This is a genomic window from Acinetobacter sp. ANC 7912 (assembly GCF_039862785.1).
GTDB lineage: Bacteria > Pseudomonadota > Gammaproteobacteria > Pseudomonadales > Moraxellaceae > Acinetobacter > Acinetobacter thermotolerans.
In genome coordinates this window covers 2,385,559-2,409,314 of sequence record NZ_CP156795.1, presented here as the reverse complement: position 1 = coordinate 2,409,314, position 23,756 = coordinate 2,385,559, and the positions used below count along the sequence as shown (strand labels likewise).

The 23,756-nt window shown below is 43.3% G+C and carries 21 protein-coding genes, 2 pseudogenes and 1 other annotated feature; of the genes and pseudogenes, 14 read left to right on the top strand and 9 right to left on the bottom strand.

The annotated features are described in order from the left end of the window. Positions 1–142 precede the first annotated feature (142 nt). The 7 genes from eat (at position 143) to ABEF84_RS11895 (ending at position 6,934) form a co-directional block, all read left to right on the top strand. A complete protein-coding gene (gene eat, locus ABEF84_RS11925) occupies positions 143–1,585 on the top strand; it encodes an ethanolamine permease (protein ID WP_347455941.1) in 1,443 nt (480 codons plus the stop codon). Positions 1,586–1,612: 27 nt separating this feature from the next. After that, the gene (locus tag ABEF84_RS11920) at positions 1,613–2,998 is read left to right on the top strand and encodes an ethanolamine ammonia-lyase subunit EutB (RefSeq protein WP_347473685.1); all 1,386 of its coding nucleotides are present in this window, start codon (positions 1,613–1,615) and stop codon (positions 2,996–2,998) included. Positions 2,999–3,007: 9 nt separating this feature from the next. Next, complete coding sequence (eutC, locus tag ABEF84_RS11915; protein WP_034583541.1) at positions 3,008–3,823, top strand: ethanolamine ammonia-lyase subunit EutC; 816 nt, start codon at positions 3,008–3,010, stop codon at positions 3,821–3,823. Positions 3,824–3,951: 128 nt separating this feature from the next. Beyond that, the gene (locus tag ABEF84_RS11910) at positions 3,952–4,353 is read left to right on the top strand and encodes a hypothetical protein (protein WP_404798898.1); all 402 of its coding nucleotides are present in this window, start codon (positions 3,952–3,954) and stop codon (positions 4,351–4,353) included. Between the two features lie 207 nt (positions 4,354–4,560). Continuing rightward, on the top strand, positions 4,561–6,396 hold the full coding sequence (locus tag ABEF84_RS11905; protein ID WP_347453036.1) for a mechanosensitive ion channel: 1,836 nt from the start codon (positions 4,561–4,563) through the stop codon (positions 6,394–6,396). A 68-nt stretch (positions 6,397–6,464) separates the two neighbouring features. After that, positions 6,465–6,653, top strand: a complete 189-nt coding sequence (locus ABEF84_RS11900; protein WP_034583550.1) for a hypothetical protein — start codon at positions 6,465–6,467, stop codon at positions 6,651–6,653. Between the two features lie 128 nt (positions 6,654–6,781). Further along, a complete protein-coding gene (locus tag ABEF84_RS11895) occupies positions 6,782–6,934 on the top strand; it encodes a hypothetical protein (protein WP_171077657.1) in 153 nt (50 codons plus the stop codon). 28 nt (positions 6,935–6,962) lie between these two features. Here ABEF84_RS11895 and ABEF84_RS11890 read toward each other — a convergent pair whose 3' ends face one another. Further along, entirely contained in the window at positions 6,963–8,162 is a 1,200-nt protein-coding gene (locus tag ABEF84_RS11890) for an NAD(P)/FAD-dependent oxidoreductase (RefSeq protein WP_347453035.1), read from the bottom strand. 182 nt (positions 8,163–8,344) lie between these two features. Between ABEF84_RS11890 and ABEF84_RS11885 the strand changes: the two genes are divergently transcribed. Beyond that, entirely contained in the window at positions 8,345–8,674 is a 330-nt protein-coding gene (locus ABEF84_RS11885; protein ID WP_347453034.1) for a hypothetical protein, read from the top strand. Here the strand turns inward: ABEF84_RS11885 and ABEF84_RS11880 are convergent. Continuing rightward, positions 8,671–9,543, bottom strand: coding sequence for a pyridoxal-phosphate dependent enzyme (locus ABEF84_RS11880; RefSeq protein WP_347453033.1), 873 nt, complete (start codon positions 9,541–9,543; stop codon positions 8,671–8,673). The two genes, ABEF84_RS11885 and ABEF84_RS11880, sit on opposite strands and share 4 nt — an antisense overlap. 180 nt (positions 9,544–9,723) lie before the next feature. On the opposite strand from ABEF84_RS11880, the gene ABEF84_RS11875 reads away from it, so the two are divergent. Both ABEF84_RS11875 and ABEF84_RS11870 read left to right on the top strand, forming a co-directional pair. Beyond that, positions 9,724–9,912, top strand: a complete 189-nt coding sequence (locus tag ABEF84_RS11875) for an NF038215 family lipoprotein (RefSeq protein WP_347453032.1) — start codon at positions 9,724–9,726, stop codon at positions 9,910–9,912. Positions 9,913–10,016: 104 nt separating this feature from the next. Beyond that, a complete protein-coding gene (locus ABEF84_RS11870; protein WP_347453031.1) occupies positions 10,017–10,640 on the top strand; it encodes a LysE family translocator in 624 nt (207 codons plus the stop codon). Positions 10,641–10,692: 52 nt separating this feature from the next. On the opposite strand, the pseudogene ABEF84_RS11865 reads toward ABEF84_RS11870, so the two are convergent. Further along, a pseudogene (locus ABEF84_RS11865) lies at positions 10,693–11,742 on the bottom strand (transposase); the annotation flags it as partial. Between the two features lie 48 nt (positions 11,743–11,790). Between ABEF84_RS11865 and ABEF84_RS11860 the strand changes: the two are divergent. Next, positions 11,791–13,010 (top strand): IS3 family transposase gene (locus tag ABEF84_RS11860; RefSeq protein WP_347454761.1). Its coding sequence is split into 2 segments (ribosomal slippage): positions 11,791–12,067 and positions 12,067–13,010, totalling 1,221 coding nucleotides; the frame shifts between segments, so codons are not numbered across the junction. Then, positions 12,066–12,182: a sequence feature (AL1L pseudoknot), on the top strand. Its footprint overlaps the gene before it by 117 nt. A gap of 38 nt (positions 13,011–13,048) precedes the next feature. On the opposite strand, the pseudogene ABEF84_RS11855 reads toward ABEF84_RS11860, so the two are convergent. Continuing rightward, positions 13,049–13,333: pseudogene (locus ABEF84_RS11855) on the bottom strand (transposase); the annotation flags it as partial. A gap of 49 nt (positions 13,334–13,382) precedes the next feature. Then, a complete protein-coding gene (locus ABEF84_RS11850; protein ID WP_347473684.1) occupies positions 13,383–14,354 on the bottom strand; it encodes an MBL fold metallo-hydrolase in 972 nt (323 codons plus the stop codon). Between the two features lie 107 nt (positions 14,355–14,461). On the opposite strand from ABEF84_RS11850, the gene ABEF84_RS11845 reads away from it, so the two are divergent. Beyond that, a complete protein-coding gene (locus ABEF84_RS11845; RefSeq protein ID WP_347453029.1) occupies positions 14,462–15,310 on the top strand; it encodes a restriction endonuclease in 849 nt (282 codons plus the stop codon). Between the two features lie 65 nt (positions 15,311–15,375). Here the strand turns inward: ABEF84_RS11845 and metG are convergent, their stop codons facing one another. Beyond that, complete coding sequence (gene metG / locus ABEF84_RS11840; RefSeq protein WP_347453028.1) at positions 15,376–17,436, bottom strand: methionine--tRNA ligase; 2,061 nt, start codon at positions 17,434–17,436, stop codon at positions 15,376–15,378. Positions 17,437–17,751: 315 nt separating this feature from the next. On the opposite strand from metG, the gene ABEF84_RS11835 reads away from it, so the two are divergent. Together ABEF84_RS11835 and apbC are read left to right on the top strand one after the other, a co-directional pair. Then, positions 17,752–18,372 carry a hypothetical protein gene (locus ABEF84_RS11835; RefSeq protein ID WP_347453027.1) on the top strand — a complete coding sequence of 207 codons (621 nt, stop codon included), beginning with the start codon at positions 17,752–17,754 and terminating at the stop codon, positions 18,370–18,372. A gap of 283 nt (positions 18,373–18,655) precedes the next feature. Next, a complete protein-coding gene (apbC, locus tag ABEF84_RS11830) occupies positions 18,656–19,915 on the top strand; it encodes an iron-sulfur cluster carrier protein ApbC (protein WP_347453026.1) in 1,260 nt (419 codons plus the stop codon). Positions 19,916–19,963: 48 nt separating this feature from the next. On the opposite strand, the gene ABEF84_RS11825 is transcribed toward apbC, so the two are convergent. From ABEF84_RS11825 to ABEF84_RS11815, 3 genes are read right to left on the bottom strand one after another with little or no spacing between them, the layout of a single operon-like run. Next, the gene (locus tag ABEF84_RS11825; protein WP_347454763.1) at positions 19,964–21,976 is read right to left on the bottom strand and encodes a TRAP transporter permease; all 2,013 of its coding nucleotides are present in this window, start codon (positions 21,974–21,976) and stop codon (positions 19,964–19,966) included. Next, a complete protein-coding gene (locus tag ABEF84_RS11820) occupies positions 21,973–22,458 on the bottom strand; it encodes a DUF1850 domain-containing protein (protein ID WP_347454764.1) in 486 nt (161 codons plus the stop codon). The genes ABEF84_RS11825 and ABEF84_RS11820 overlap by 4 nt, the downstream gene beginning before the upstream one ends. Continuing rightward, positions 22,458–23,462, bottom strand: coding sequence for a TAXI family TRAP transporter solute-binding subunit (locus ABEF84_RS11815; RefSeq protein WP_347454765.1), 1,005 nt, complete (start codon positions 23,460–23,462; stop codon positions 22,458–22,460). Before ABEF84_RS11815 ends, ABEF84_RS11820 begins: the two co-directional genes overlap by 1 nt. Positions 23,463–23,756 lie beyond the last annotated feature (294 nt).

Here is a 23,756-nt window from a genome sequence, read left to right as displayed (position 1 = left end):
TGTATAAATAGGAGGTGGATGATTATAGCGCATTTCCTATCGATAGGGCACCGCTTCAACTTCCTTTAAATAAAAGCCCAGATGGAACTGGTACGGCTTATGCATACCTTCTAACAACAATGAGAAAAACAAAGGGGTTGCTATGTCAGAGTCAAAAAGTGTGATTGATACTGGAGTCACCGGAACTGTAGAACAAGAAGATTATTTTGCCCTGCGACAGCTGAAAAAAGGCGCTGTCGGCTGGTTACTTCTCGTAGGTCTAGGAGTGGCTTATGTCATTTCCGGGGATTTCGCTGGGTGGAACTTTGGTCTGGCCCAGGCCGGTTGGGGCGGCATGTTCATCGCAACGATTGTGGTGGCATTCATGTATTTATGCATGTGTCTGGCGATGTCGGAAATGTCGACCATGCTGCCGACAGCAGGCGGTGGCTACAGTTTTGCCCGTATCGCATTTGGCCCGTTTGGCGGTTATCTGACTGGTAGTGCCATCCTGATTGAATATGCGATTGCACCTGCTGCCATTGCCTGTTTTATCGGAGCGTATTGTGAAGCACTATTTGGTATTGGCGGCTGGATTATTTATCTGGTCAGCTACCTGATCTTTATGGGCTTACACCTGAAGGGGGCAGGTGAAGCACTCAAGGTTATGTTCATTATTACGGCAATCGCTGCTGTTGCGTTGATGGTGTTCATCTTTGGTATGCTGCCGCATTTTAATAGTGCAAACTTGTTTAATATTGCAGTCAATCCTGAAGCACCAGGCGCAAGCAGCTTTCTGCCACTGGGCTATCTGGGTATCTGGGCTGCCGTGCCGTATGCGATCTGGTTTTTCCTGGCAGTTGAGGGCGTGCCGCTGGCTGCAGAAGAAGCCAAAGATCCAGCGAAATCTTTGCCACGTGGCCTGATTGGTTCAATGCTGATTCTGGCATTCTTTGCTTTAAGCATTCTGCTACTGGGGCCGGGCGCTGCAGGTGCCGATGTCATTAAAGATTCTGGCGCGCCACTGGTCGATGCGCTGGTTACAGTCTATGGCGCGAATACCTGGATGGCAGGCTTTGTGAACTTCGTGGGCCTTGCTGGTCTGATCGCAAGCTTCTTCTCGATTATTTACGCGTATTCCCGTCAAATTTTTGCACTATCCCGTGCCGGTTATTTACCGAAAAAACTGTCGCTGACCAACAGCAATCATGCACCTCATCTGGCGATTATCATTCCGGGTATTATCGGCTTCCTGCTGTCACTGTCTGGTGAAGGTGACCTGCTGATTCTAATGGCCGTATTTGGTGCGACGATTTCTTATGTGTTGATGATGATGTCCTACATCAAACTTAAAGTCTCTCGTACAGATCTGGCACGTCCATATAAAGCACCGGGCGGTATTGCGACAGCTTCGATTGCGCTGGTGCTGGCTGCTATTGCAGTGGTGGCAGGCTTCCTGGTCGATCCAAAAGTCTGGCTGATGGCTGCTGCAATTTATGTGGTGCTGATTCTCTACTTCCTGTTGTATAGCCGTCATCATCTGGTGGCCGGTACACCGGAAGAAGAATTTGCCAGCATTGAAGCTGCAGAAAAAGAACTGAGTTAAACCATCAAGCAAAGGGAGCACACGCGAATGTTGTATCAGATCAATGTGGCCAATCAGCATTATATCTTTGCTGATCTGAAAACCCTGATGGCCAAGGCAACGCCAGAGCGCTCAGGAGATCAGCTGGCGGGGATTGCTGCCAATGATGCAACCGAGCGTGTTGCTGCCCAGATGTGTCTGGCAGATGTTCCCTTAAAACAGTTTCTGAATGAGGCACTGATTCCTTATGAACAGGATGAAGTGACACGCTTGATTCTAGAGGAACACGATGCCGATGCCTTTTATCCGATTTCGCATTTTACCGTTGGAGATTTTCGTAACTGGTTACTCAGTGAAGATGCCACGACTGAAAAAATGATAGCCTTAAAAATGGGGCTGACGCCGGAAATGGTGGCAGCTGTCAGCAAAATCATGCGTAATCAGGATCTGATTTTAGTCGCTAAAAAATGCCGTGTAGTCACCCAGTTTCGCAATACCATCGGTTTAGAAGGACATATGGCCACGCGTTTGCAGCCAAACCATCCGACTGATGATCTGATGGGAATTTCGGCTTCCATTCTGGATGGCCTGATGTATGGCAATGGTGATGCGGTGATCGGGATTAATCCGGCGACAGATAATCTGCAGAATTTATCTGAGTTACTTAAATTGCTCGATCACATCATTCATGAATATGAAATTCCAACCCAGTCCTGTGTGCTGACCCATATCACGTCTGGGATTCAGCTGGCGAATAAAAATGTTCCGATCGACCTGATGTTTCAGTCCATTGCCGGAACCCAAACCGCCAATACCGGTTTTGGGATTAATCTGGCTTTGTTGCAGGAAGGCTACGAAGCCACCTTAAGTCTGAAACGCGGTACAGTGGGGCAGAACGTGATGTACTTTGAAACAGGACAGGGCAGTGCCTTGTCCAGCAATGGCCATCATGGGGTAGATCAACAGACTCTGGAAGCACGTGCTTATGCCGTGGCACGCAAGTTTAATCCACTACTGGTCAATACTGTAGTCGGATTTATCGGCCCGGAATATCTGTATAATGGCAAGCAAATTATTCGTGCCGGCTTGGAAGATCATTTCTGCGGCAAGCTGCTCGGAGTGCCAATGGGCTGTGACATTTGCTATACCAACCATGCTGATGCCGATCAGGATGATATGGATGTATTGCTGACTTTGCTGGCAAATGCCGGACTAAATTTTATTATGGGCATTCCGGGATCTGATGATGTGATGCTGAATTACCAAACGACCTCATTCCACGATGCGCTATATATCCGTCAGTTGCTGGGTCTGAAACCTGCCCCAGAATTCGCCGCATGGCTGGAACAGCAGGGTATTCTGGCTCAGCAGGCCAATCAGTTACATTGGCCGACCGAACTGCCAAAAAACTTTTCCCAATTATTGTTATCTTAAGGAGGTAGGATGAAACTGGTTCCAGATATCAAGTATGACTCCAGACTACAAGACAATCCTTGGGAGAAACTGAAATCCTATACTGATGCGCGCATTGCCTTGGGGCGTGCTGGCGGGAGTTTGCCGACCAAGCCGAGTCTGGAGTTTCAGTTGGCGCATGCACAGGCCAAAGATGCCGTGCTCAAGCCGTTCCATGTGGAACATTTAAAACAAAGCCTGAATAAAATCGGCCTGCCGATACTGGAAATAGAAAGTCAGGCAGTTGAAAAAGATATTTACTTGAAACGTCCGGATCTGGGGCGATTGCTTTCCGAATCCTCCAAAAACATGCTGCAACACTATCGTGCCGAGCATAAGGATGATTGGGATGTGGTGATAGTCGCTGGAGATGGGCTTTCCGCCCGCGCGATTGAAGAAAATGCCTCATATTTTATTCCCGCTCTGGTCGAAGCCTGTCAGGAACAGGGCTGGAAGATTGCCCCGATCATTCTGGCCAAAGGCAGCCGGGTGGCACTGGGTGATGAAGTGGCTGAAATTCTCAAAGCTAAAATGCTGGTGATGCTGATCGGTGAACGTCCAGGCCTCAGTTCACCCGACAGTATGGGTATTTATTACACCTATAATGCGGTAAAAGGCTGTCATGATGCGCTGCGTAACTGCATTTCCAATGTGCGTCCTGCCGGGTTGTCTTATCCACTCGCGATTCAGCGCCTGATTGCATTAATGGCTAAATCCTGCCAGTTACAGCTGTCCGGTGTGCAGTTGAAAGATGAACATGAAACACCGGTTGCGGTACAGGATCAACCACAAAAAAGACTGTTTTAGACCCTGAAATAACAATTGATTTCTGTTTAATTTTTAAACTTACATGCCGTCACCATCTCACTTAGTTTTTTCACACAACTTAAAAATCAGCTTGTTAAGATGAAATTCTAAATATGTGAATAACAACAGTGAGGTTGGTTATGGCTAATGATTTCAACAAAACACCACCTTCAGACTATGATGAGGATACACGGCAGAAAAAAAGGATTCCTGTCTATATTCTGATTTTAGTGGGTATCTTCCTGCTGGCGCTGCTGTTTTATATGTTCGCCGATATAAAACCTGCACCTAAAGAAGCGCCGCCAGATCATCCGAATCCCGCGGCTGAACCTGCCACTATGAATAATACAACTCCAGCTCAGGCTGGGGAAGGACGTAGTCAGGATCTCGATCAACCAGCGAACTTAAGCGGTGTCACTGGTACTACTGACGCCACTGCAGAAGGTACTGCAGGCGGAATGGATGTTGGTGTGGCTACTGATAGTGACGGCACTAGTAGCGATGGTACTAGCCGTACTGCTGGACAGTAAAATCCCTCTTAAAGCCCTGGTTAACAATCAGGGCTTTTTTGCAAGCTAATGTACTGATTTGTTGTAGTTCTGCATAACTGAATTGAATAAAAAAACTTCAACTTCTAATGTGAGAAAGTTACAACAAAAAGGTTTTACAACTCCCGTATAAGAAGTCTGTAAATACTTATTTATAACGACAGTAAAACTAAAAGAGGGCAGGATGACATGAACGAATATATAAGAGGCCCAGGTGGTTATGATGCCGTGTACTTTTGGGAGCAGTTTCATCCCATATTGAGTGCAGTGGTCATTCTACTGATCGGTTGGGTCATTGCTTTGCTGGTCTCCGCAGGCGTGAAAAAAGTCCTGCAGAAACTCGGTACCAATGAACGGTTAAGCCATGCTACAGGGCATCGCTCCAATGTTGAAAATATCATTGCCAGAGTCGTGTTCTGGATCATTCTGATCATTGCGGTGGTTGGTGCACTGAATGTCCTCAATCTGACCAATGTCAGCGGACCGTTCAGCAACATGCTGCAGCAGTTCTTGCTGTTTATTCCGCAGTTGCTGGCTGCGATCGCCGTCGGTTTTATTGGCTGGATTGTGGCGAATCTGGTCAAGGTTGGACTGCAAAAATTACTGGATCGAACGCAACTGGATGAAAAACTCAGCTCGGAAGTCGGCGTTAAGCCCCTCAGTGAAAATATCAGTGAAATTATCTACTGGCTGATTCTGCTGTTATTCCTGCCAATAGTCCTGTCGATTCTTGGCTTGAGCGGATTGCTCTATCCAGTGCAGAACATGGTCAACGATGTCGTGGGTTATCTGCCAAACATCTTTATCGCCGGTGTGATCATTTTTGTCGGCTATATTCTGGCGAAAATTGTTCGCGGTATTGTTGAAGGATTGCTGCGTAGCCTGAATGTGCAGCAGCAGGCAGAGAAAGTAGGGCTGTTCAAGAACTCCAATGTGATTCAGGTGATTGGCACCTTTATCTTTGCAGTGATTATTATCACGGCACTGATCATTGCCTTTGAAGCACTGGGTATCGAGGCGATTTCACAGCCAGCCACAGCGATGCTGTATGAGGTGATGAATGCCATCCCGAATATCATTGCCGCGGCTCTGATTCTGATTCTGGCTTATGTGGTCGCAAAACTGGTAGCGAATCTGGTCACTGAACTAGTTGCGGGTACCGGTGTAGATGAAATTCCGGCAAAACTGGATCTGCAACGCTTCCTGGGTCAAACCAAACTGTCTTATGTTGTCGGTTGTCTGATCATCCTGTTTACCATGCTGTTTGCTGTTTCTGAAGCCGCAGACCGTCTTGGCTTTGAACAGGTCAGCGACCTGATCGCGATGTTCATCTATTTTGGTGCAAACATCTTGCTCGGTGCTGTGATTCTGGTCATCGGTTTCTGGCTGGCGAATATCGTAGCGAATATTGTCCAACGAGGTGAATACAACAGTTCACGCTGGTTAGGCAATCTGGTACGTGTCCTGATTATGGGCCTTGTAGTTGCTATGGGTCTGCGGGCCATGGGGATCGCCGATTCGATCGTCAATCTGGCCTTCGGTCTGACCCTGGGTTCTGTGGCAGTTGCTTTTGCACTGGCCTTTGGTCTGGGTGGTCGTCAGCCGGCAGAACGTGTATTGACAGATCTGATCGATAAAGCGAAACGCGAAGCAAAAGAACCGAATCCATTAAAGAACAAAGATGATAGTGCATCAGGATTGACATCCAGTCTGGCTGGAACGACGGGTACTACCTCAACTACATCGACTTCTGGAGGAACCACGATGTCTACTCAAGGACAGGGAAATGATGACAATGCGCCGATGCGTACTGATCTTTCCAACAGTACGCCTGCAACGCTAACTACAGCGCCACAGGACGATGAAGCATCGGGTGTAGATCAGGTCACTCCAGATGTGGATCAGGCTGTGCCGGATGCGCTCAAGGTTGATCCGACTCATCCACCTGCCAATAATCCATTTGGTTCGACCGGAGAAGATGAACCTGATGTGGACAGTCATCCAAACAAAGATGACCCGAAATAACCTGTTCAAACCATTCAAAATCGGCCACCTTTAGGTGGTCGATTTTGTTCACTGATGAGGAACAATTCATGAAAATAAAAAAACCAAATAAAATTGTGGCACCTTTAGTGATTGCGGGGATTACCATTGGCTTTCTGACTGCGGCCTATCGTTTTATTTTTAGTGGTAATAGCGAAATTCAGGACGAGCAGCCTGTTGAACCTAATCTTCAAGCCGAACCATCGGATTCTGAAGAAGAAAATCAAGAAAAATCATAAGGCTGAGACTGGTTTATATTTTTATTTCATGTAATATTTAAATGAATATTAGAGTATTTGGTCTAATATTTGCTTAAGGATAATAAATGATAAATAAAATGGAGATCAATAAAATGGAGATCAATAAAATGTTGAAAGTACTTAAAAACGTTTTAAACATGGGTTCAGAGGGTGAAGTTGCAAGTTATCTGCAAGAAGCGGCAGAGAAAATGCAATTGACGATTGACCGTTTGCAAAATACGGCCAATCTTGTTCTGTTTAAGACGGATTATCTGGAGTAATTCAAAACGTTCCTAGATAGTGCGTTGATTAAACATATTCTGATGCGGCATGGGCAGACGACCATGCCCATTGGAAATTAAACCCACCCAGATGCCCAGTTACATCCAGTACCTCACCCACAAAATACAAGCCTTTCTGTTTCTTACTTTCCATCGTTTTTGATGACACTTCAGTTGTATCCACACCACCTAAAGTCACTTCGGCAGTCCGGTAGCCTTCAGTTCCCGATGGCTTCACTTCAAAGCCATGCAGGCGTTTGGCAATCTGTTCCAGCTTGTCATCACTAATATTGCCAATCGAGGTTTCTGCTACTTCAGACCAGATCAGGTTCTGTAGTTCAACCACAACACTTTTTGGTAAATGTTCAGTCAATAAAGTACGTAGCAGCACTTTAGGCTGGCTCTGTTTCTTAGACTTAAAGAAATCGAACAGCTCTTCACCCGGCAGGAAATCAATCTTAAAGCTTTGACCGACATCCCAGTAATTTGATAACTGCAATGAGCTTGGGCCACTCAAGCCACGATGGGTAAATAGCAATGCTTCGGTAAAGCTGTTTAATTCATTAGACAGCGTTGCTTCTACAGCATTACCGCTGAGTCGGGTGGTGACTTCCTTAAAATTATCCGAGAAAGTGAAAGGCACCAGACCAGCGCGGGTCGGGTAAACATGGTGCCCAAACTGTTTGGCAATTTCATAACCAATACCAGAACCGCCGAGGGTAGGAATAGACAGACCTCCAGAAGCAACGACTACAGATTCAACTTCAAAATAACCGAGTGAAGTTGTAACCTGGAAACCTTGATCATCAACAGCATTCACTGCTTTAACTTCGCAGTTGGTCTTGATGTCCACCAGACCAGTTTTGTCACATTCTGCGAGCAGCATCGCCAGAATTTCTTTGGCCCCATTTAAGGTAAACAGCTGACCATGCTTGCGTTCTTCATACTCAATGCCGTATTTACAGACCAGCCCGATAAAGTCCCAGTTGGTATAACGGCTTAGCGCAGAAATCACAAAATGCGGATTGTGTGAAATATAGTTACTTGGTTCGACATACAGGTTGGTAAAGTTACATTTACCGCCACCGGACATCAGGATTTTCTTGCCGACCTTGTTGGCCTTTTCCACTACGATAACTTTGCGACCACGTTGCGCAGCCATATACGCCGTCATTAAACCAGACGCACCTGCACCTATGACTAAAACATCGTATTGATTGGAAGACATCACACACTCAAGGGAGAAGAAAAGGACAGCATTATAGACAATTTTATCCGAGCTTTCTCTAGTGATCCTGCTGCAAATTCAATTACAGATTCCCAGCAAATCTCTATCGCAACCCGTTTGTATTCAGCATTTATGGCTTATATAGTTTGAGACACAATAAAAATGCCAAAGGAGACTCACTGATGGCAGATATAGAAAAACTAAAACAATATAACCTGATTACTTATATCCTTTATATTTTAGGATTTTTTGTCGGCGTGACCCCGATTATTGCCGTAATTATGAATTACTGGAAACGCAATGAAATGCAAGGCACCTGGCTGGAAAGTCATGCCACCTGGCAGATTCGAACTTTCTGGGTGAGCCTGATTGGTTATCTGATTGGCGGACTATTAACAGCGGTACTGGTGGGCTTTGCAATTTTATTTTTTGTCTTTGTCTGGAATGTTTACCGACTCGCAAAAGGCTTGATTGCACTAAATAATGGTCAACCCGTAGGGCCGATGGTTTAGATATCCAGTAAAGGATCTCGACCCTGCAAGCCACCAGTATGAATCACCAAAATTTTTGAACCTGCAGGGAAATGACCTTTTTGAATCAGGTCAGTCAGACCCATGAGCATTTTTCCGGTATAGACCTGCTCTAAAGGAATGCCATGTTCAGCTTCGAAGTCCTGAATAAATTGGAGCAGTTCAGATGTAGTTTTGGCATAACCGCCGCAGCAGTAGTCGTCGATAATTTGCCAGTTTCGTTTTGACGTCAGTTTGGCAACGTCATCATTTAGAAATGAACCTTTAAGCGCTGAAAAACCCAACACCTGCTGATGATCCTGACTAGCTTCAATCAGGCCAGCAATCGTTCCACCGGTGCCAACCGCACAGCAGATCACATCAAACTCGGCATCGGTAGGTTTAAGAATCTCTTTACAGCCCCGAATGGCGAGACTATTGGTACCGCCTTCTGGAATCACATAATGCTCTGGAAACTGTTGCTGCAGTTCTGCCAGAAATTCCGGATGCTGCTTACGTCGATAATCTTCACGACTGACAAAATGCAGCTGCATGCCAAAGTCTTGTGCGGTTTGTAGCGTTGGATTGAAAGACTTATTTTTGAGTTCTTCGCCTCGAATAATGCCGACACTAGCAAAGCCAAACTCATGTGCAGCAAACGCCGTGGCTGCAATATGATTGGAATAAGCACCGCCAAAAGTCAGTAGTTTTTGATAACCAAGACGTTGTGTTTCCAGAAAGTTATATTTCAGTTTAAAAAACTTGTTTCCCGAAATTTTTGGATGTACCAGATCCAGCCGGCGAATCGTGACTGGCATGCCGTGAATATTTACAGTCTGATCTATGATTTTCTGGGCAATTGAATCGAACATAATCAGCAGGAAAGTGATGAGTCAGCGCAGTATAACGAAGTTATAGCATCCTGAAACCAGCTTTTATTCTCCAAGCAAAATGCTTACTTTAAGATGCAGCTTGTCACAAAATAATTGCATGAAAATTAAACATAAAGTGCTAATCTAGACTTAAGAATATATAAGGAAGAGGGTAGCATAATGAAAAAACTATCCTATTTACTATTAACCATATTCCTGAGTAGCCTAGCAGCCTGTGATAATGATCAGATTAATCGGCCCAAAACTGCTGAAGCCCGAACTATGATCATTGGTGGTGTGCCGGTGCATGATCGCGATTATCGCCTGCCACAACCCCAAATTATTGCCCAGGATATTCAGCAGCGTTAACTGAACATTTATTAGTTAAAGTTCAGATTCCGCACCATAAAAATGCAGCATTCGTGCTGCATTTTGCATAGAATAGCGCAATCAAGATTTAGCTGAGTTGTATTGTGGAATCATTTTTGATTTTGGGCTCGATTGCCTTTGCCTTAATGCTAGGTGCAATGAGCCCTGGACCGACATCGATTTATGTTGCGAAAAATTCGATTGCGATTTCACGTAAGCATGGCCTATTCACTGCTCTAGGAACCGGTACTGGTGCTGCCATTTTTGGTATGCTAGCTGTACTTGGCTTGCAGGCATTTTTGCTGGCGGTACCGTCTGCCTATCTGGCTTTAAAAATTTGTGGTGGGATTTATCTGCTTTGGATGGCATTTAAAATTATTAAACATGCCAAAGAGCCGATCAGCTCGGATGATGAAACCACTACGCAAATGTCACTGCGCCGTGCTTATACCACAGGTCTGATTACTCAATTGTCAAATCCAAAGATTGCTATTGTTTTGGCTAGTATTTTTACTGCGCTATTACCGAAAGAGATTCCGACTTATTTCTATGTGGTGTTGCCAATCCTGTGTTTCTTTATTGATGCAGGCTGGTGTTCACTGGTAGCAGTTGCATTATCCGCAGAAAAACCACGTCGTGTGTATTTGAAGTTTAAAGCGGGTTTTGACCGTGCGGCTGGAGCTGTGATGACAGCCTTGGGCTTAAAGCTGATTTTTGGGATGAAATAATCTTTCACCCTCATCCAACCTTCTCCCAAAGGGCATAGGTATCTACACATCTTTAGGTACCTAGTGCAATAGTTGCGATTTCATTCAGTTCATCTATTGAATATTCTGAGAGCAGTTGAAGAGTATTTAGTAAAATCGAGAGTCCTGCCAATATGGCAGGCGCACTCTCTACCTTGCCTCTTTTCTGTTGTCTACCTGAAAGTCTAGTCAAAAATGCACGGACTTTCTGATTTTGTTCATCTGTACAACGCTGTACTCTCCACGTCAACACACAAGCCATACAACTGATTAGCAAACGCCTTAAAATCGCTTCTGGCGTAGTCTGAAGCCATGACTCAATATCATGGCCTGCTTGCTTGAGAAGTTTGAAATAACATTCGATTGACCAACGCCAGTAATACCAAGTCGTCAGTTCTACTGCGGTAATCTCAGTTGGTACATTACTGATCAATGACCATCTTGCAACTGTCTTTTCATTAATATCTTTAACCACCGCAATAATCAGTCTAGCCTCAATTGCAGCACCTTTCTGAGGAGCAACTCTTTGACCTAAACAATCTTTTTTATTTGATTTTGCAGCACGGGTAAGCCGAACATTGGTTTCTCCAACATAAAGCATATGTTGATTACCCTTATAAGAAATGGGTTTCACTTGCTGTATTTCGATACGTTCAGCAACTTCTCCAACTTTACATATTTCACCCTGATGCTCAATCCGATTTCCTTCCTTTGCTCGAATAAGCCATTGAAAACCATGACTGCTTAATTCCCTGAGATGAGCAATGGAATCTCCTTCACGATCAATAATATGTACGCAGGTTTTATCAAGAGGAAACTGTTCAACTTTTTGAATTTGTTCAGAAAGGGAGTCTAAATGGGTTTTACGTTCGGTCTGTTGCTCATTGAATGTCGAATAGCAACCTGAAGCACTAGAAAGGGTCTGAGCTAATGGAGCAACAGGTAGTCCAGAAGCAGCATCAACAAGTAAGCTCGTTTGTAATTCATAGCCTGAGTCGTACTGATGTGTCCTTTGGAGTTTTTGGGTTTTATTACGATGTGTCACATATTGGATTTGTGACCAATCATGAATAACTAAAGCATGAACCGTACCGGGTTTGTCGGAGAGTCAATATTCTGAGAGACTACCCCGATGACAAAATTAAAATATACCCCTGAAATCAGAGAAAGAGCGGTTCAATTATTGATTGAATCTGAAAAAGATTATCCATCGAATTGGGCTGCAATCACAGCAATTGCGCCTAAGATTGGTTGTACTCCTGAAACACTTCGTGCCTGGCATCAAAAGCATTTAGATCAGCAAAATCCTATTAAAGTACAACAGATATCTGATCAAGAAAAAATGAAGCAAATGGAACGTGAAATTAAAGAATTAAAGCGTGCCAATGAAATTCTACGTAAAGCAGCCGCTTTTTTCGCCCAGGCGGAGCTCGACCGCCCACACAAATAATGGTGGATTTCATCCATAACAATAAAGACTTATATGGTGTTGATGCGATTTGTAGGATTTTACCGATCGCAGCTTCAACCTATTACCGAACTTTAGATCTCGCTGACAATCCAGAACATCGAGCAAAGCGAGATCTACATGATGAGTATCATGCTGAACAAATTAAACGAATTTGGAAAGAAAGTTCAGGTCGATATGGTGTGCGTAAGGTCTGGCAACAATTGAAACGTGAAGGTTATGTTATCGCACGTTGTACAGTTGCTCGATTGATGCAGAAGCTAGGTATACAAGGTGTTTGGCGTGGTAAGAATAAACAAACCACCCGTAACCGAGATGATCAAAAAAGAGCAGATGATTTAGTGAAACGTAATTTTAATGCTGATCATCCTGACCAACTGTGGGTGAGTGACTTTACGTATATTCAAACTCATTCAGGCTGGGTCTATACCGCCTTTATTATTGATGTGTTCTCACGAGCAATTGTTGGATGGAAAGTATCTACACGGATGAATACAGATATGGTACTCGATGCACTTGAGCAAGCATTGCACGATCGAGGCATGCCAAAGAATGTGATTCATCATTCCGACAGAGGTGTGCAATATCTTTCCATTCGCTATACCAATCGTTTAGAAGCTGCAAATTTACGAGCATCAGTCGGTACGACTGGTGATTCATACGATAATGCTTTGGCTGAAACGGTGAATGGCTTATACAAAACAGAGGTGATTGAATATCTAAAAGCAGATTGGCAAGGTTTAGCAGATGTACAACTTGCGACACTAAACTGGGTAGATTGGTTCAATAAAAAGCGTGTACACAGTGCACTGGGTTACAAGTCGCCTTTTGAGTTTGAAGCAATGTACTATGATAAGATTAACCCGTTAGGTCAGGTGGCCTAACTTAAATAAAAAAGTCTCCGACAAACCCGGTACGGTTCAGCATAACGATGCAGCGATGTCTTAATCTGATCACAAGCAAGTTTTTGAATAGGTTCATTTAATTGTTTAAATGAGATTTTATCATTATTTAAAAACCGCCATACAGCTTGCGTCGTTGTGAAACTATTTTTTTGAGCAGAGGCAATATCTTTGATTGCAGGAGCAAGTGAAGCAAGAGGATTCATATTGAGTTGAACGAGGTTGTTGTAACGTTTGACAAGGCGCTGATCTAAGCGAGAGATGTTAAAATTGAAGAGCATGCTCTTCAATTTAACGCAAAACATGGAAATTGTGTAGATACCTATGCCCAAAGGGAGAAGGCTTTCATTGAAATTAATCCTTAAAATGTACCGGAATCCACTGATAGCTCTTGTTATCTTTCGAATAAATATAACCAAGTCCTGGGAAAGGCAAATGTGGTGCCGCGATCAGCTGACCCGCTTTGGCATATTCAGCAAAATGTTTTAGACGCGTTTCAACAGCAGTCTTGGAATCAACATCAAACTCAATAGCAGTTTCAGGTTTGTCGAATTGCAAGCTATGTGAATGCACGATATCACCAATAAATACTACTTCTTGTCCATCTGCTTTCAGTTTAAAGCTGTAATGTCCCGGCGTATGACCAAAAGACGGTTTAAATTCCACGCCACCAAAAGCTAAAGATTTATCTGAAAAGACTTTCACTTTTTTGGCTTTTTCATAGGGTGCAATGGCAGCTTTAATTTTCTCTACTGTGCCTAAGAAACCTTCCTGTTTGTCTTTCGGTAGTTTCTTGACGGTATTTGGACTCAGCCAGTAGTCATATTCGGTCTTGGAAATATGTAAGGTGGCATTTGGATAATTGGCTACGCCATTATTTGAAATGCCACACACATGGTCAGGATGTAAGTGTATCAGGAAAATGTCATTCACTTGTGCAGGCTGATAACCTGATGCTTTGAGATTGTTATAGATGGAACCTAAATGTGTACCAAAGCAGCTAGCAGCACCACTGTCGACCATGAGCAGTTGATTACCTGTATTGATGAGGAAGGCATTGACTGAGGTTTGAATGCCTTTAGCTTGGTCGGCATGATATTTCTTGAGAATTTCGGTTTTTTCGGTATCGCTCAAGCCTTTAAACATGGACGGGTTTAAGTAGTTTGTACCATCAAGTAGTGCGGTGATTTGGGTATTGCCAATTTGGTGATGGTAGTAGCCCGCGACTTGTTTTTGCGTTGGGATAGGTGTTGGTTCAGCTGCTTGAGTCGTGATGGTTGTGGTGCTTAGGGCGAGTGCGAGGAATAGAGGTTTTATGGTTTTCATGGGTTTCTTTTAGGTTTTAAGGGATAGATTGTTTCTACCATGATAGGAATTTTTTTTGTAGGGTTAATATATTAATTGAAACAATGTATAAATAATTGAAATTTGATATGAATAATGGCGTTATGGAAAAAGAATGGTTTAATTTTCAGGAAAGAATTGCAGAACATTTTAGAAGTTTAGGTGTGCAAGCTGAAACAAACAAAACAATAACAGGTGTAAGGACAGAACATGATTTAGATGTTTATGTAACTTCAAAATATTTAGGAACTAATATTAAGTGGGTGATAGAAGCTAAATATTGGCAAACAAAAATTCCAAAGGAAAAAGTATTAGCTTTAAGAACAATTGTTGATGATATTGGGGCAGATAAAGGATTTATTATTTCACAAGTTGGATTTCAGTCAGGAGCAATCGAGGCATGTCAAAATACCAATATTCAACTATATACCTTTGAGGAATTCGTTACTCTTAGTAAGAGTTACATTCAGAACGAAATTCTTGATACTTATGTTCGTAGAGCAAGATTGCTCCATATTAGGTATTTCTCACATGAAAAAAGAATCCGAAAAGATTATGGTTTGAGAGGTGAAATTTATGAAGTTGGATGTTTTTCAGGTGCTCAACTTTTAATGATAGTATTTGATATTTTAGAAAAAGCAAAAATAAATAAGTATCCAATTGATTTACAAACTCATATGGTAGAAAAAGTTGGAAATGATTTAGCTGAAGATTTTTTTGAACTAATTCAATGGTTAAATCTAAATCTTAATTGGCTAGATGAAAGACTTTTAAAGGCAGAATATAAAATGATGCAAGATGGGGTATTTGAACCTAATTTAATTGATCCTGATCTCAATCAAAAAACTTGGTATGAAATTGCTCAATCGATGAAAGGAGTAGAAGGTGAGAATATTCAACAAGTTATTCAAGATTTTCTAAAATTACGTTCAAAATAAGCTATCTATTTAAAATTAAAAAAAGCCCCTACAAAGTAGAGGCTTTCTCATCTTAGATCAAAATCTTAAGAAACTTTATCACCCGGTTTAGCACCCGATTCAGGTGAAATCACCCAAACACCTTCGCCATTACCAGCCGCCAGTACCATACCGTTTGAAATACCAAAACGCATCTTACGTGGTGCCAGGTTAGCCACCATCACTACCAGTTTGCCTTTCAGGTCTTCAGGCTTGTAGAACTCACGAATGCCACTAAACACATTACGTGGTTCAGCCTCACCGACATTTAAAGTGAGTTGTAAAAGCTTGTCAGAACCTTCAACGGTTGCAGCATCCAGAACTTCAGCGACACGTAAGTCGACTTTAATAAAGTCATCAATGGTAATGATCTCAGCTTCACCGACTTTAGGCTCAGCTTTCTTCTCTTTGGCTTTTTCCTTTTTCTTCTCAGCTTTTGCTGGTTCAGCAGCAGGCGCACCCAAAGATTCTTTAGATGCGTCCACCATTGCCGTAACCGCTTTTGGATCAACACGTTGCATCAATGGCTGGAACTGAGCAATTTCGTGTGCAACCAGAATTTGCTTGCGAGATTCAAAGTTAAAACTTTCCAGTTTCAGGAAGTCCTGAACCTGAGCAGTCAAAGTAGGCAATACTGGAGACAGGTAAACAGCCAATTGACGGAACAGGTTGATCCCGACTGAACATACGTCGTGAACCTGTTGTTCTTCGCCTTCAATCTTCGCCAATGCCCAAGGTTTTTTCTCATCAATGTACTGGTTGGCACGATCCGCCAGCGCCATGATTTCACGGATCGCAGTCGAGAATTCACGTGCTTCGTATGCTTTGGCAATCGAATCACCCGCATCGATAAAGCTTTGAACCAATTCAGGCTCAGCACAAGTTGCAGATAGTTTATTGTCAAACTTGGTGTTAATGAACTTCGCACAACGGCTGGCAATGTTCACCACTTTCCCTACCAGGTCTGAATTCACTTTCTGCACGAAGTCATCCAGATTCAGGTCAGAATCTTCAACCTTATCTGAAAGTTTAGAGGCGAAGTAGTAACGCAGGTATTCAGGGTTCAGGTGCTGTAAATAGGTTTCAGCTTTAATGAATGTACCACGTGATTTCGACATTTTCTGACCATTCACGGTCAGGAAGCCATTCACGAATAAACCGGTTGGAGTACGGTAGTTCGCACCTTCCAGCATTGCAGGCCAGAACAGGGCGTGGAAGTAAACGATGTCTTTACCAATGAAGTGATAGACTTCATTTTCAGAATCTTTTTTCCAGAAATCATCAAAGCTCAGGTCAGGACGTTTGGTCTTGATGTAATTTTCAAAGCTCGACATATAGCCGATTGGTGCATCTACCCAAACGTAGAAATATTTATTTGGTGCATCTGGAATTTCAAAACCGAAATAAGGCGCATCACGGGAAATATCCCAATCCGCCAGACCGGCATCGAACCATTCATCTAGTTTGTTGGCAATGGATACTGGCAGACGGCCTTCATCACGGGTCCATTTCTGTAAATATTCACCAAAGTTTGGCAGTTTAAAGAAGTAATGGTCTGATGATTTTTCAACTGGTGTTGCGCCACTTAGAGTTGATTTCGGATTAATCAGCTCAGTTGCGTTATAAGTTGTACCACATACTTCACAAGAGTCACCGTACTGGTCTTCCGCCTTACATTTTGGACATGTGCCTTTAATGAAACGGTCAGACAGGAACATGCCTTTTTCAGGATCGAACAGCTGGGTCACAGGACGCACGGCAATGTTGCCCGCTTCACGATTCTTCAGATAAATCTCTTGAGAACGTGCTTTATTGGTATCGCTATTGGTTGAATCGTAGTGGTCGAAATGCACGCCAAAACCGTCAAAATCACGAATATGTTCTTTCTGAACATTGGCGATCTGTTCTTCTGGAGAAATGCCATTCGCTTCGGCACGCAGCATGATCGCTGTACCGTGAGCATCATCCGCGCAGACATAGGTCACATCATGGCCCATCGCGCGCATGGCACGTACCCAAATATCAGCCTGGATATAGCCGAGTAAGTGGCCCATATGGATTGGTCCATTGGCATAGGGAAGGGCATTGGTGACTAGGATTTTACGCACGGATTAACTCTCTCATTCGTATTCATTATGCAATGGGCCATAATTTTACATGATGCAGAGGGGATTACAAAGAAATGCTTTGGCCGAAATGCAACTTGGGAAATACCTTGAATATTCAAAATACACAGCTCGAGATCTGCCGTTAATCTCCTAGTTGAAAATCTGATGAAGTTAGGCTCATGCAATCTCCTGCAAGCAATAGCAACAACATGTACAGGCTTTGTTGCAGTTTGCTTACTTCGTCCGAATCCTTGCATGCTTTGTGCTAAAAAAGCGGTTTGAATAATTATATGAATGACCTTAGGAGGGTACCTCATGACTCAACAAAACCAGAACAGTACTTCAAAGCAGAATCAGGACAAACCACAACACGCTCATGCAGCGAATGATCAGATGGAAAAAGAACTCAAGCAAAATGAAATCGATAAACAGCATAATCAAGAGCATCAGGAAGTATTAAATACTCAGAAACATCATACCGATGAAAAAACTGAAACCACCAAGATGGATGACTTGAAAGCCAAAGCCATTGCGATTGGTGAAGAGCTTTTACAAAAAGGTGAAAAGATTCTGAATGAGCTGAAAAATGGTAAACCTGAAGCCAAGCAGAACGGCGAAGCCAATGATTCAAAACAGTCAGCGCAAAGATTAAATAGCAAAGCAGAACAGCAACATGCCAATGGTCAGGATCAACAGGATCGTATGACTTATCTTAAAGATGAAGCCATCCATAGACTGGAAGATACCAAACAGAAGATTACCGATCTGGTTCATGAAGCAACCACCAAGCTCAGCGAATTGAAACAGATGGCGACGGATACCCTGAACAAGATGAAGAAAGAACAGCAGTCCAAATCAGATGATGCAGAAGGCAGCAATCAGCAACAAGATGCCAAGTCCAAAAGTGATCAGAATTCGGCTGATCAATCCAAATAGATCTTCTTTTAAAAAATAACAATGATCCTGAGCTTGGGGGCGCTTTATGAATATGTAGCTGTCGCCCAAGCGAAACTTAAATTTTTTATTATAAAAATCCTGAAATTCATTATTTGACTTTGGATATTGAATTAAATTTATTCTAAGAAATACTTTAAAACCAACTAAATTACTTGGAAATAATAGATATTGGGATAACTTCTGAAACGGAATGCTTAACCTGAAGCTAAAACACCGTTAAACTAAGCTATTCAGATGTCTATCTATATTTTTGGAGTAACCTATGTCGTGGCTTTCTTCGCTTAAATCGGTTTTTTCGCCTTCCAAGGAGGTGAACGAAGAAGCTGTGCAGAACGTACTGCAAAACTACACCTTGCCAAATTCCAACAATGCTTTGAAAGACCGCATTACTCAGGTCAATGTACAGGGCGAGATTCTCCAAATCACTATCAATACCTATCAAGAAGAAAAAGAACAGCTACAACAGATTCACGATGAACTTGCGGATGCTTTGGAAAAATGCGGTATTAAAGAACTGAATATGCATGTGATCCAGCAGAAAACCGGTCATAAAGCAGGTGGTTGTGGCCATCATCATGCTGAAGGTGAAAGCTGTTCCAGCCAGCCAGAAAATGCTGCACCAAAATCTAATCTTCCGCCAGTGGTCGATGCTTCAGGCAATACCGCTCAAGCTGCAGAAGCTGATCCAAATAATCCGCCAATCCAGAAAGCTGCGCCACAACAGCGTGACGTGCCAAAACACCCGCGTATCCAGAATGTGATTCTAGTGTCTTCCGGCAAGGGTGGTGTGGGCAAATCAACCACAACTGTGAATCTGGCCTTGGCACTGAAAAAATTAGGCTTGCGTGTCGGTGTGCTGGATGCGGATATTTACGGTCCAAGTATTCCAACCATGCTGGGTAATGCAGGCAAAACCCCAATGATCGAAGCTGAGCAGTTTGTTCCACTGGATGCTTATGGCATGGCGGTACTCTCTATTGGTCATTTAACGGGTGACAATAATACGCCTGTGGCTTGGCGCGGGCCTAAGGCAACAGGTGCCTTGATGCAGCTGTTTAACCAGACCCTTTGGCCAGATCTGGATGTGTTGATGATCGATATGCCACCAGGTACAGGTGATATCCAGCTGACGCTTGCACAGCGAATTCCGGTGACTGGTGCCGTGATTGTGACGACTCCACAGAACGTGGCGCTGCTAGATGCAACCAAAGGTATTGAGCTATTTAACCGTGTGCAGATTCCAGTCTTGGGCGTGATTGAAAATATGTCGACCCATATCTGTTCGAACTGTGGTCATGAAGAACAGATCTTTGGTACAGGCGGTGGTGATCAACTGGCAGAGCAGTACCATATTCCATTACTCGGCCGTTTGCCATTGAACGCAACCATCCGTCAAAATGCTGACAAAGGTACGCCGTCAGTCATCGCAGGTGATGAAGCATCAGATAGTTATATGGAAATTGCAGAAAAAATTGCAGCAAAATTACCAAAAGCAGAAAAAGATAAAACTCGTATTTTCTAATCAGTAAAATCCGAGAAATAAAAAAGAGAGCCGAGGCTCTCTTTTTTATTATGAGGTCGTAGAAATCTGGTTATGTTTTCTGGACTGAATAACATTAAATCCAATCGCAATAATCACCATGATGGTGCCGATAATATCGGTCATGGTTTCTGGCACAATCATCATGAGTGCGCCTACGCCGAGAAAAATGCGCCAGAACCAGTTCATGCTAGCTTTAAAATACCCTTCGACTGCGGCCCCCAGTGCCAGAATGCCGACAATGGATGTTACAGTAATACTTAAAATGACATTCCATGCTGGTAAGGCAAATTCTTTGGCATTCACGGCAATATCTGTCGTATCAATCATCAGCATCGCCGGGTTATAGACGAACAGGAATGGCACAATAAAACCAGCCAGTGACAAGCGTAGGGCCAGAAACCCCGTACGCATTGGATCACCACCGGCAATTCCGGCCCCGGCGAAGGCGGCCAAGGCAACGGGTGGGGTAATATTGGCAAACAAGCCAAAATAGAACACAAACATATGTGCGACTAAGATTGGAATATCGAAGTTGGCTAAAGCAGGCGCTGCCATAGTCGCGGTAATGATATAGGCCGGAATCGATGGCAAGCCCATACCCAAAATCATTGATGCAATCATGGTAAAGAACAAGGTCAGGAACAGACTGCCCGCACCGATGCTCATGATTGAAGAGGTCATTACCGAGCCAAAACTGGTTAAGCTCACCACACCAATAATAATCCCCACCACCGCACAGGCGGCCATCACTGAAAGTGATTGTTTGGCACCATCTGCTAAAGCTTCTAGAATTTCCTTAGGCCCCATCCGGGTGGATTTCTTGAATGCTGCGACCACAATGGTCAATAAAATCGTATAAACAGCGGCATAACTCACTGGAATCGACTGGAATAAAAAGAATACCAAAGCAACGATCGGAAATAATAAATGTCCTCGTTCTTTCAGGACTTCTTTCACTCTTGGCAAGTCAGCTTTGGGCACACCTTTCAGGTTATCCCGGCCGGCTCTGAAATGGACTTGTGCCATCACACCGAGGTAATACAGCAGGGCAGGTAATACCGCGGCTAAGGCAATGGTGCCATAACTCACACCCGTAGTTTCTGCCATGATGAAGGCACTGGCACCCATTACCGGCGGCAAGATCTGTCCACCCACAGAAGCACTGGCTTCAACAGCACCGGCAAAGTTTTTGTGATAGCCAATTTTCTTCATTAAAGGAATGGTAAATGAACCGGTTCCTACCACATTGGCAACCGCTGTCCCATTAATACTGCCCATAAAACCGCTGGAAATCACCGCAACTTTGGCAGGGCCACCTTGCTTATGCCCGGCAAGTGCCATGGCGAGATCATTAAATAATTTTCCCATTCCTGATTTAGCCAGAAAGGCACCAAACAGAATAAACAGGAAAATAAAGGTCACTGATGCCCCAATGGCTGAAGAATATAAACCTTCAGTTTTCAGATACATTTGCCCAAAGATGTCACTGAATGTATAGGGTCGGGTCAGCAAGCGATCCGGCATCCAGTCAAAATGACTGATAAACGGATAGCTTAAGAAAATCAGTCCCAGGATCGGCAACATCCAGCCCATCACCCGTCGAGCAGCCTCGACCACCAATACTACCGTCATAATTGAGAAGACAATATCCAGCGTATTAGGAATGCCTCCCCGGGTGGTCATAATGGCTTGGTATTCTTTAAATAGATAAAAGAAAGAAGCGAAAGAGGCAATCACCCAAATCCAGTCCGTCCACGCGACCTTTTGCCGACTGCTGGCCTGACGTGCTGGATACAACAAGAAAATCAGCGCCAGACCGATCGATACGTGCGCTGCACGTTGAATCAATTCGGGTAAGGGATTAAAAGTAATATAAAGATGAAATAACGAATAGGATATTGCCAAGGCAGCAATAAACCAGCGAACCGATTTGTTAATCGGGTTGCGAGTGACAGATTCGCGGTCAAATTTTTCTAATAATTCTTGTTGCTGTTGATCATCCAGCGCTTCGGTCACATTTCTTATTTCTTGTAGATTCATAGGCAATCATTTAAACCTCTTTTTTTCCATAGGCTGTCTTTTTTTATAGAGATCTGTACCGTGCTGTAGTCGGGGAAGTCCTGATAGATATTCCAGGTCTGAGCATCCACTTTAATTTTTCCCTGCATTCTGTGTGAAATGACCCAGTTAAGCTCTTTCATTTTCCGGTTGATTTGCATCTGGATGTTGCCATCACCTTGTCGGGCCACGGTACCTTGATCTGGTGTTCCTGCACCGAACGAAACAAACTGGGTATCTGTCAGAATGAAATGGTCATTGTTTAGAAGATAACGTTCTTCCCACTGCGTTTTTTCTACCGAATGCATCCAGCTGAGCTGAAAAAAATTCTGGTCAATTTTGCATTGAAAATTTGGTTCATTTACTTCGACCAAAATGTAAGGAAACCTCACCCAAAAACAGGTAATAAAAAAGGCAGCTAAACTAAAAAGTGCAGCGATTGCTGCACCTTGTATCCATTTCATTAGTTCGCTTTATTCTCATCATAGAATTTTTGTGCGCCCGGATGCAGTGGGGCAACTAGACCTTTTTGCGCACCTTCTAATGTGATTTCTTTAGCAGCCTGATGTGAATTGGCGAGTTGATCCAAGCTGGAGAAGAACGTTTTGGTTAGCTTATATACATCATCTGTAGAGAGATCAGAACGAACCACCAGCGCATTCATGATCGCAGCTGTAGGAATATCCTCAGCATTGCCATAGGTACCTTTTGGAATGGTCATTGGCAGGAAATACGCCTGATCTTTGGCAATCGCTTTCACTTTATCAGGATTGATGCTGACCAGTTGCAGGTCAAAACCTTGTTGTAATTCCATGAGTGAAGAGTTTGGAATACCGCTGGTCAGGAAGGCTGCATCTAGCTTGCCACCTTTCAAGGCATCCGCAGCTTCGGCATAACCGAGGTAATCGACTTTGACATCATTATAGGTAATCCCAAAACCATTCAGCAGGGTACGGGCATTCACTTCTACGCCGGAATTCTGTGCACCCACCGCAATACGCTTGCCTTTTAGGTCTTCAATATTTTTGATACCAGAGCGTTTTGAAGTTACGATTTGTACATAGTTTGGATAAAGCGCGGCAATCTGTTGCACATTGTCAATTTTAGAATTAAAACTACCTTTACCATTAATCGCTTCAGTCAGACTGTCACTCATCACGAAGGCCATTTCAACCTTGTTCTGTTTCAATAAATTCAGGTTCTCAACAGAAGCCCCAGTGGTCTGGGTTTTGGAACTCACACCGTAGGTTTTGTTATAAATTTCTGCTAGTCCTGTACCAATCACATTATAAGGGCCTGAAGCACCGCCTGTGGCAATATTCACAAAGCGGGTTTGCAGCTTATCTGCAGCTACACTTTCACCGGACGCAGCCTGATCGCTAGATTTATTTTGTGCATTATCATTCGAGCAAGCAACTACGCCTGATAGCGCTAAACTCATGATTGAAAGCTTGATCCATTTATTCATATATGACTCCTGATATTATTTTGTAATTCTTGAAAATATTGTTAAAACAACAATGTAGTTAACCGTTTGGATGTTTAAAAATGTGAATGATCAATTGTTGTTCTGGTACAATCTATCAGCAATTATTTTGCCTGAATACCTTTAATAGCATTTTTTTCAAAAATTTACGTTATCAATATGTTGAAGGAATTAAGTAAGGTTCGATCTTGAATCTCTTGTCAGAATTAGCCTCAAAAATTTTTATTAAAAGCTTCAATAAAGAAGTAGGTTTTAAAGATTTGAATGAAATTTCAG

What these genes read in the sequence shown, in the direction of transcription:
- ABEF84_RS11835 (WP_347453027.1), top strand. Translation starts at nt 17,752, where the DNA reads ATGACTCAACAAAACCAGAACAGTACTTCAAAGCAGAATCAGGACAAA.
- ABEF84_RS11885 (WP_347453034.1), top strand. Translation starts at nt 8,345, where the DNA reads ATGGCAGATATAGAAAAACTAAAACAATATAACCTGATTACTTATATC.
- ABEF84_RS11895 (WP_171077657.1), top strand. Translation starts at nt 6,782, where the DNA reads ATGTTGAAAGTACTTAAAAACGTTTTAAACATGGGTTCAGAGGGTGAA.
- ABEF84_RS11905 (WP_347453036.1), top strand. Translation starts at nt 4,561, where the DNA reads ATGAACGAATATATAAGAGGCCCAGGTGGTTATGATGCCGTGTACTTT.
- ABEF84_RS11880 (WP_347453033.1), bottom strand. Translation starts at nt 9,543, where the DNA reads ATGTTCGATTCAATTGCCCAGAAAATCATAGATCAGACTGTAAATATT.
- ABEF84_RS11825 (WP_347454763.1), bottom strand. Translation starts at nt 21,976, where the DNA reads ATGAATCTACAAGAAATAAGAAATGTGACCGAAGCGCTGGATGATCAA.
- ABEF84_RS11815 (WP_347454765.1), bottom strand. Translation starts at nt 23,462, where the DNA reads ATGAATAAATGGATCAAGCTTTCAATCATGAGTTTAGCGCTATCAGGC.
- eutC (WP_034583541.1), top strand. Translation starts at nt 3,008, where the DNA reads ATGAAACTGGTTCCAGATATCAAGTATGACTCCAGACTACAAGACAAT.
- ABEF84_RS11845 (WP_347453029.1), top strand. Translation starts at nt 14,462, where the DNA reads ATGAATAATGGCGTTATGGAAAAAGAATGGTTTAATTTTCAGGAAAGA.
- apbC (WP_347453026.1), top strand. Translation starts at nt 18,656, where the DNA reads ATGTCGTGGCTTTCTTCGCTTAAATCGGTTTTTTCGCCTTCCAAGGAG.
- ABEF84_RS11875 (WP_347453032.1), top strand. Translation starts at nt 9,724, where the DNA reads ATGAAAAAACTATCCTATTTACTATTAACCATATTCCTGAGTAGCCTA.
- eat (WP_347455941.1), top strand. Translation starts at nt 143, where the DNA reads ATGTCAGAGTCAAAAAGTGTGATTGATACTGGAGTCACCGGAACTGTA.
- ABEF84_RS11890 (WP_347453035.1), bottom strand. Translation starts at nt 8,162, where the DNA reads ATGTCTTCCAATCAATACGATGTTTTAGTCATAGGTGCAGGTGCGTCT.
- ABEF84_RS11920 (WP_347473685.1), top strand. Translation starts at nt 1,613, where the DNA reads ATGTTGTATCAGATCAATGTGGCCAATCAGCATTATATCTTTGCTGAT.
- ABEF84_RS11900 (WP_034583550.1), top strand. Translation starts at nt 6,465, where the DNA reads ATGAAAATAAAAAAACCAAATAAAATTGTGGCACCTTTAGTGATTGCG.
- ABEF84_RS11850 (WP_347473684.1), bottom strand. Translation starts at nt 14,354, where the DNA reads ATGAAAACCATAAAACCTCTATTCCTCGCACTCGCCCTAAGCACCACA.
- ABEF84_RS11820 (WP_347454764.1), bottom strand. Translation starts at nt 22,458, where the DNA reads ATGAAATGGATACAAGGTGCAGCAATCGCTGCACTTTTTAGTTTAGCT.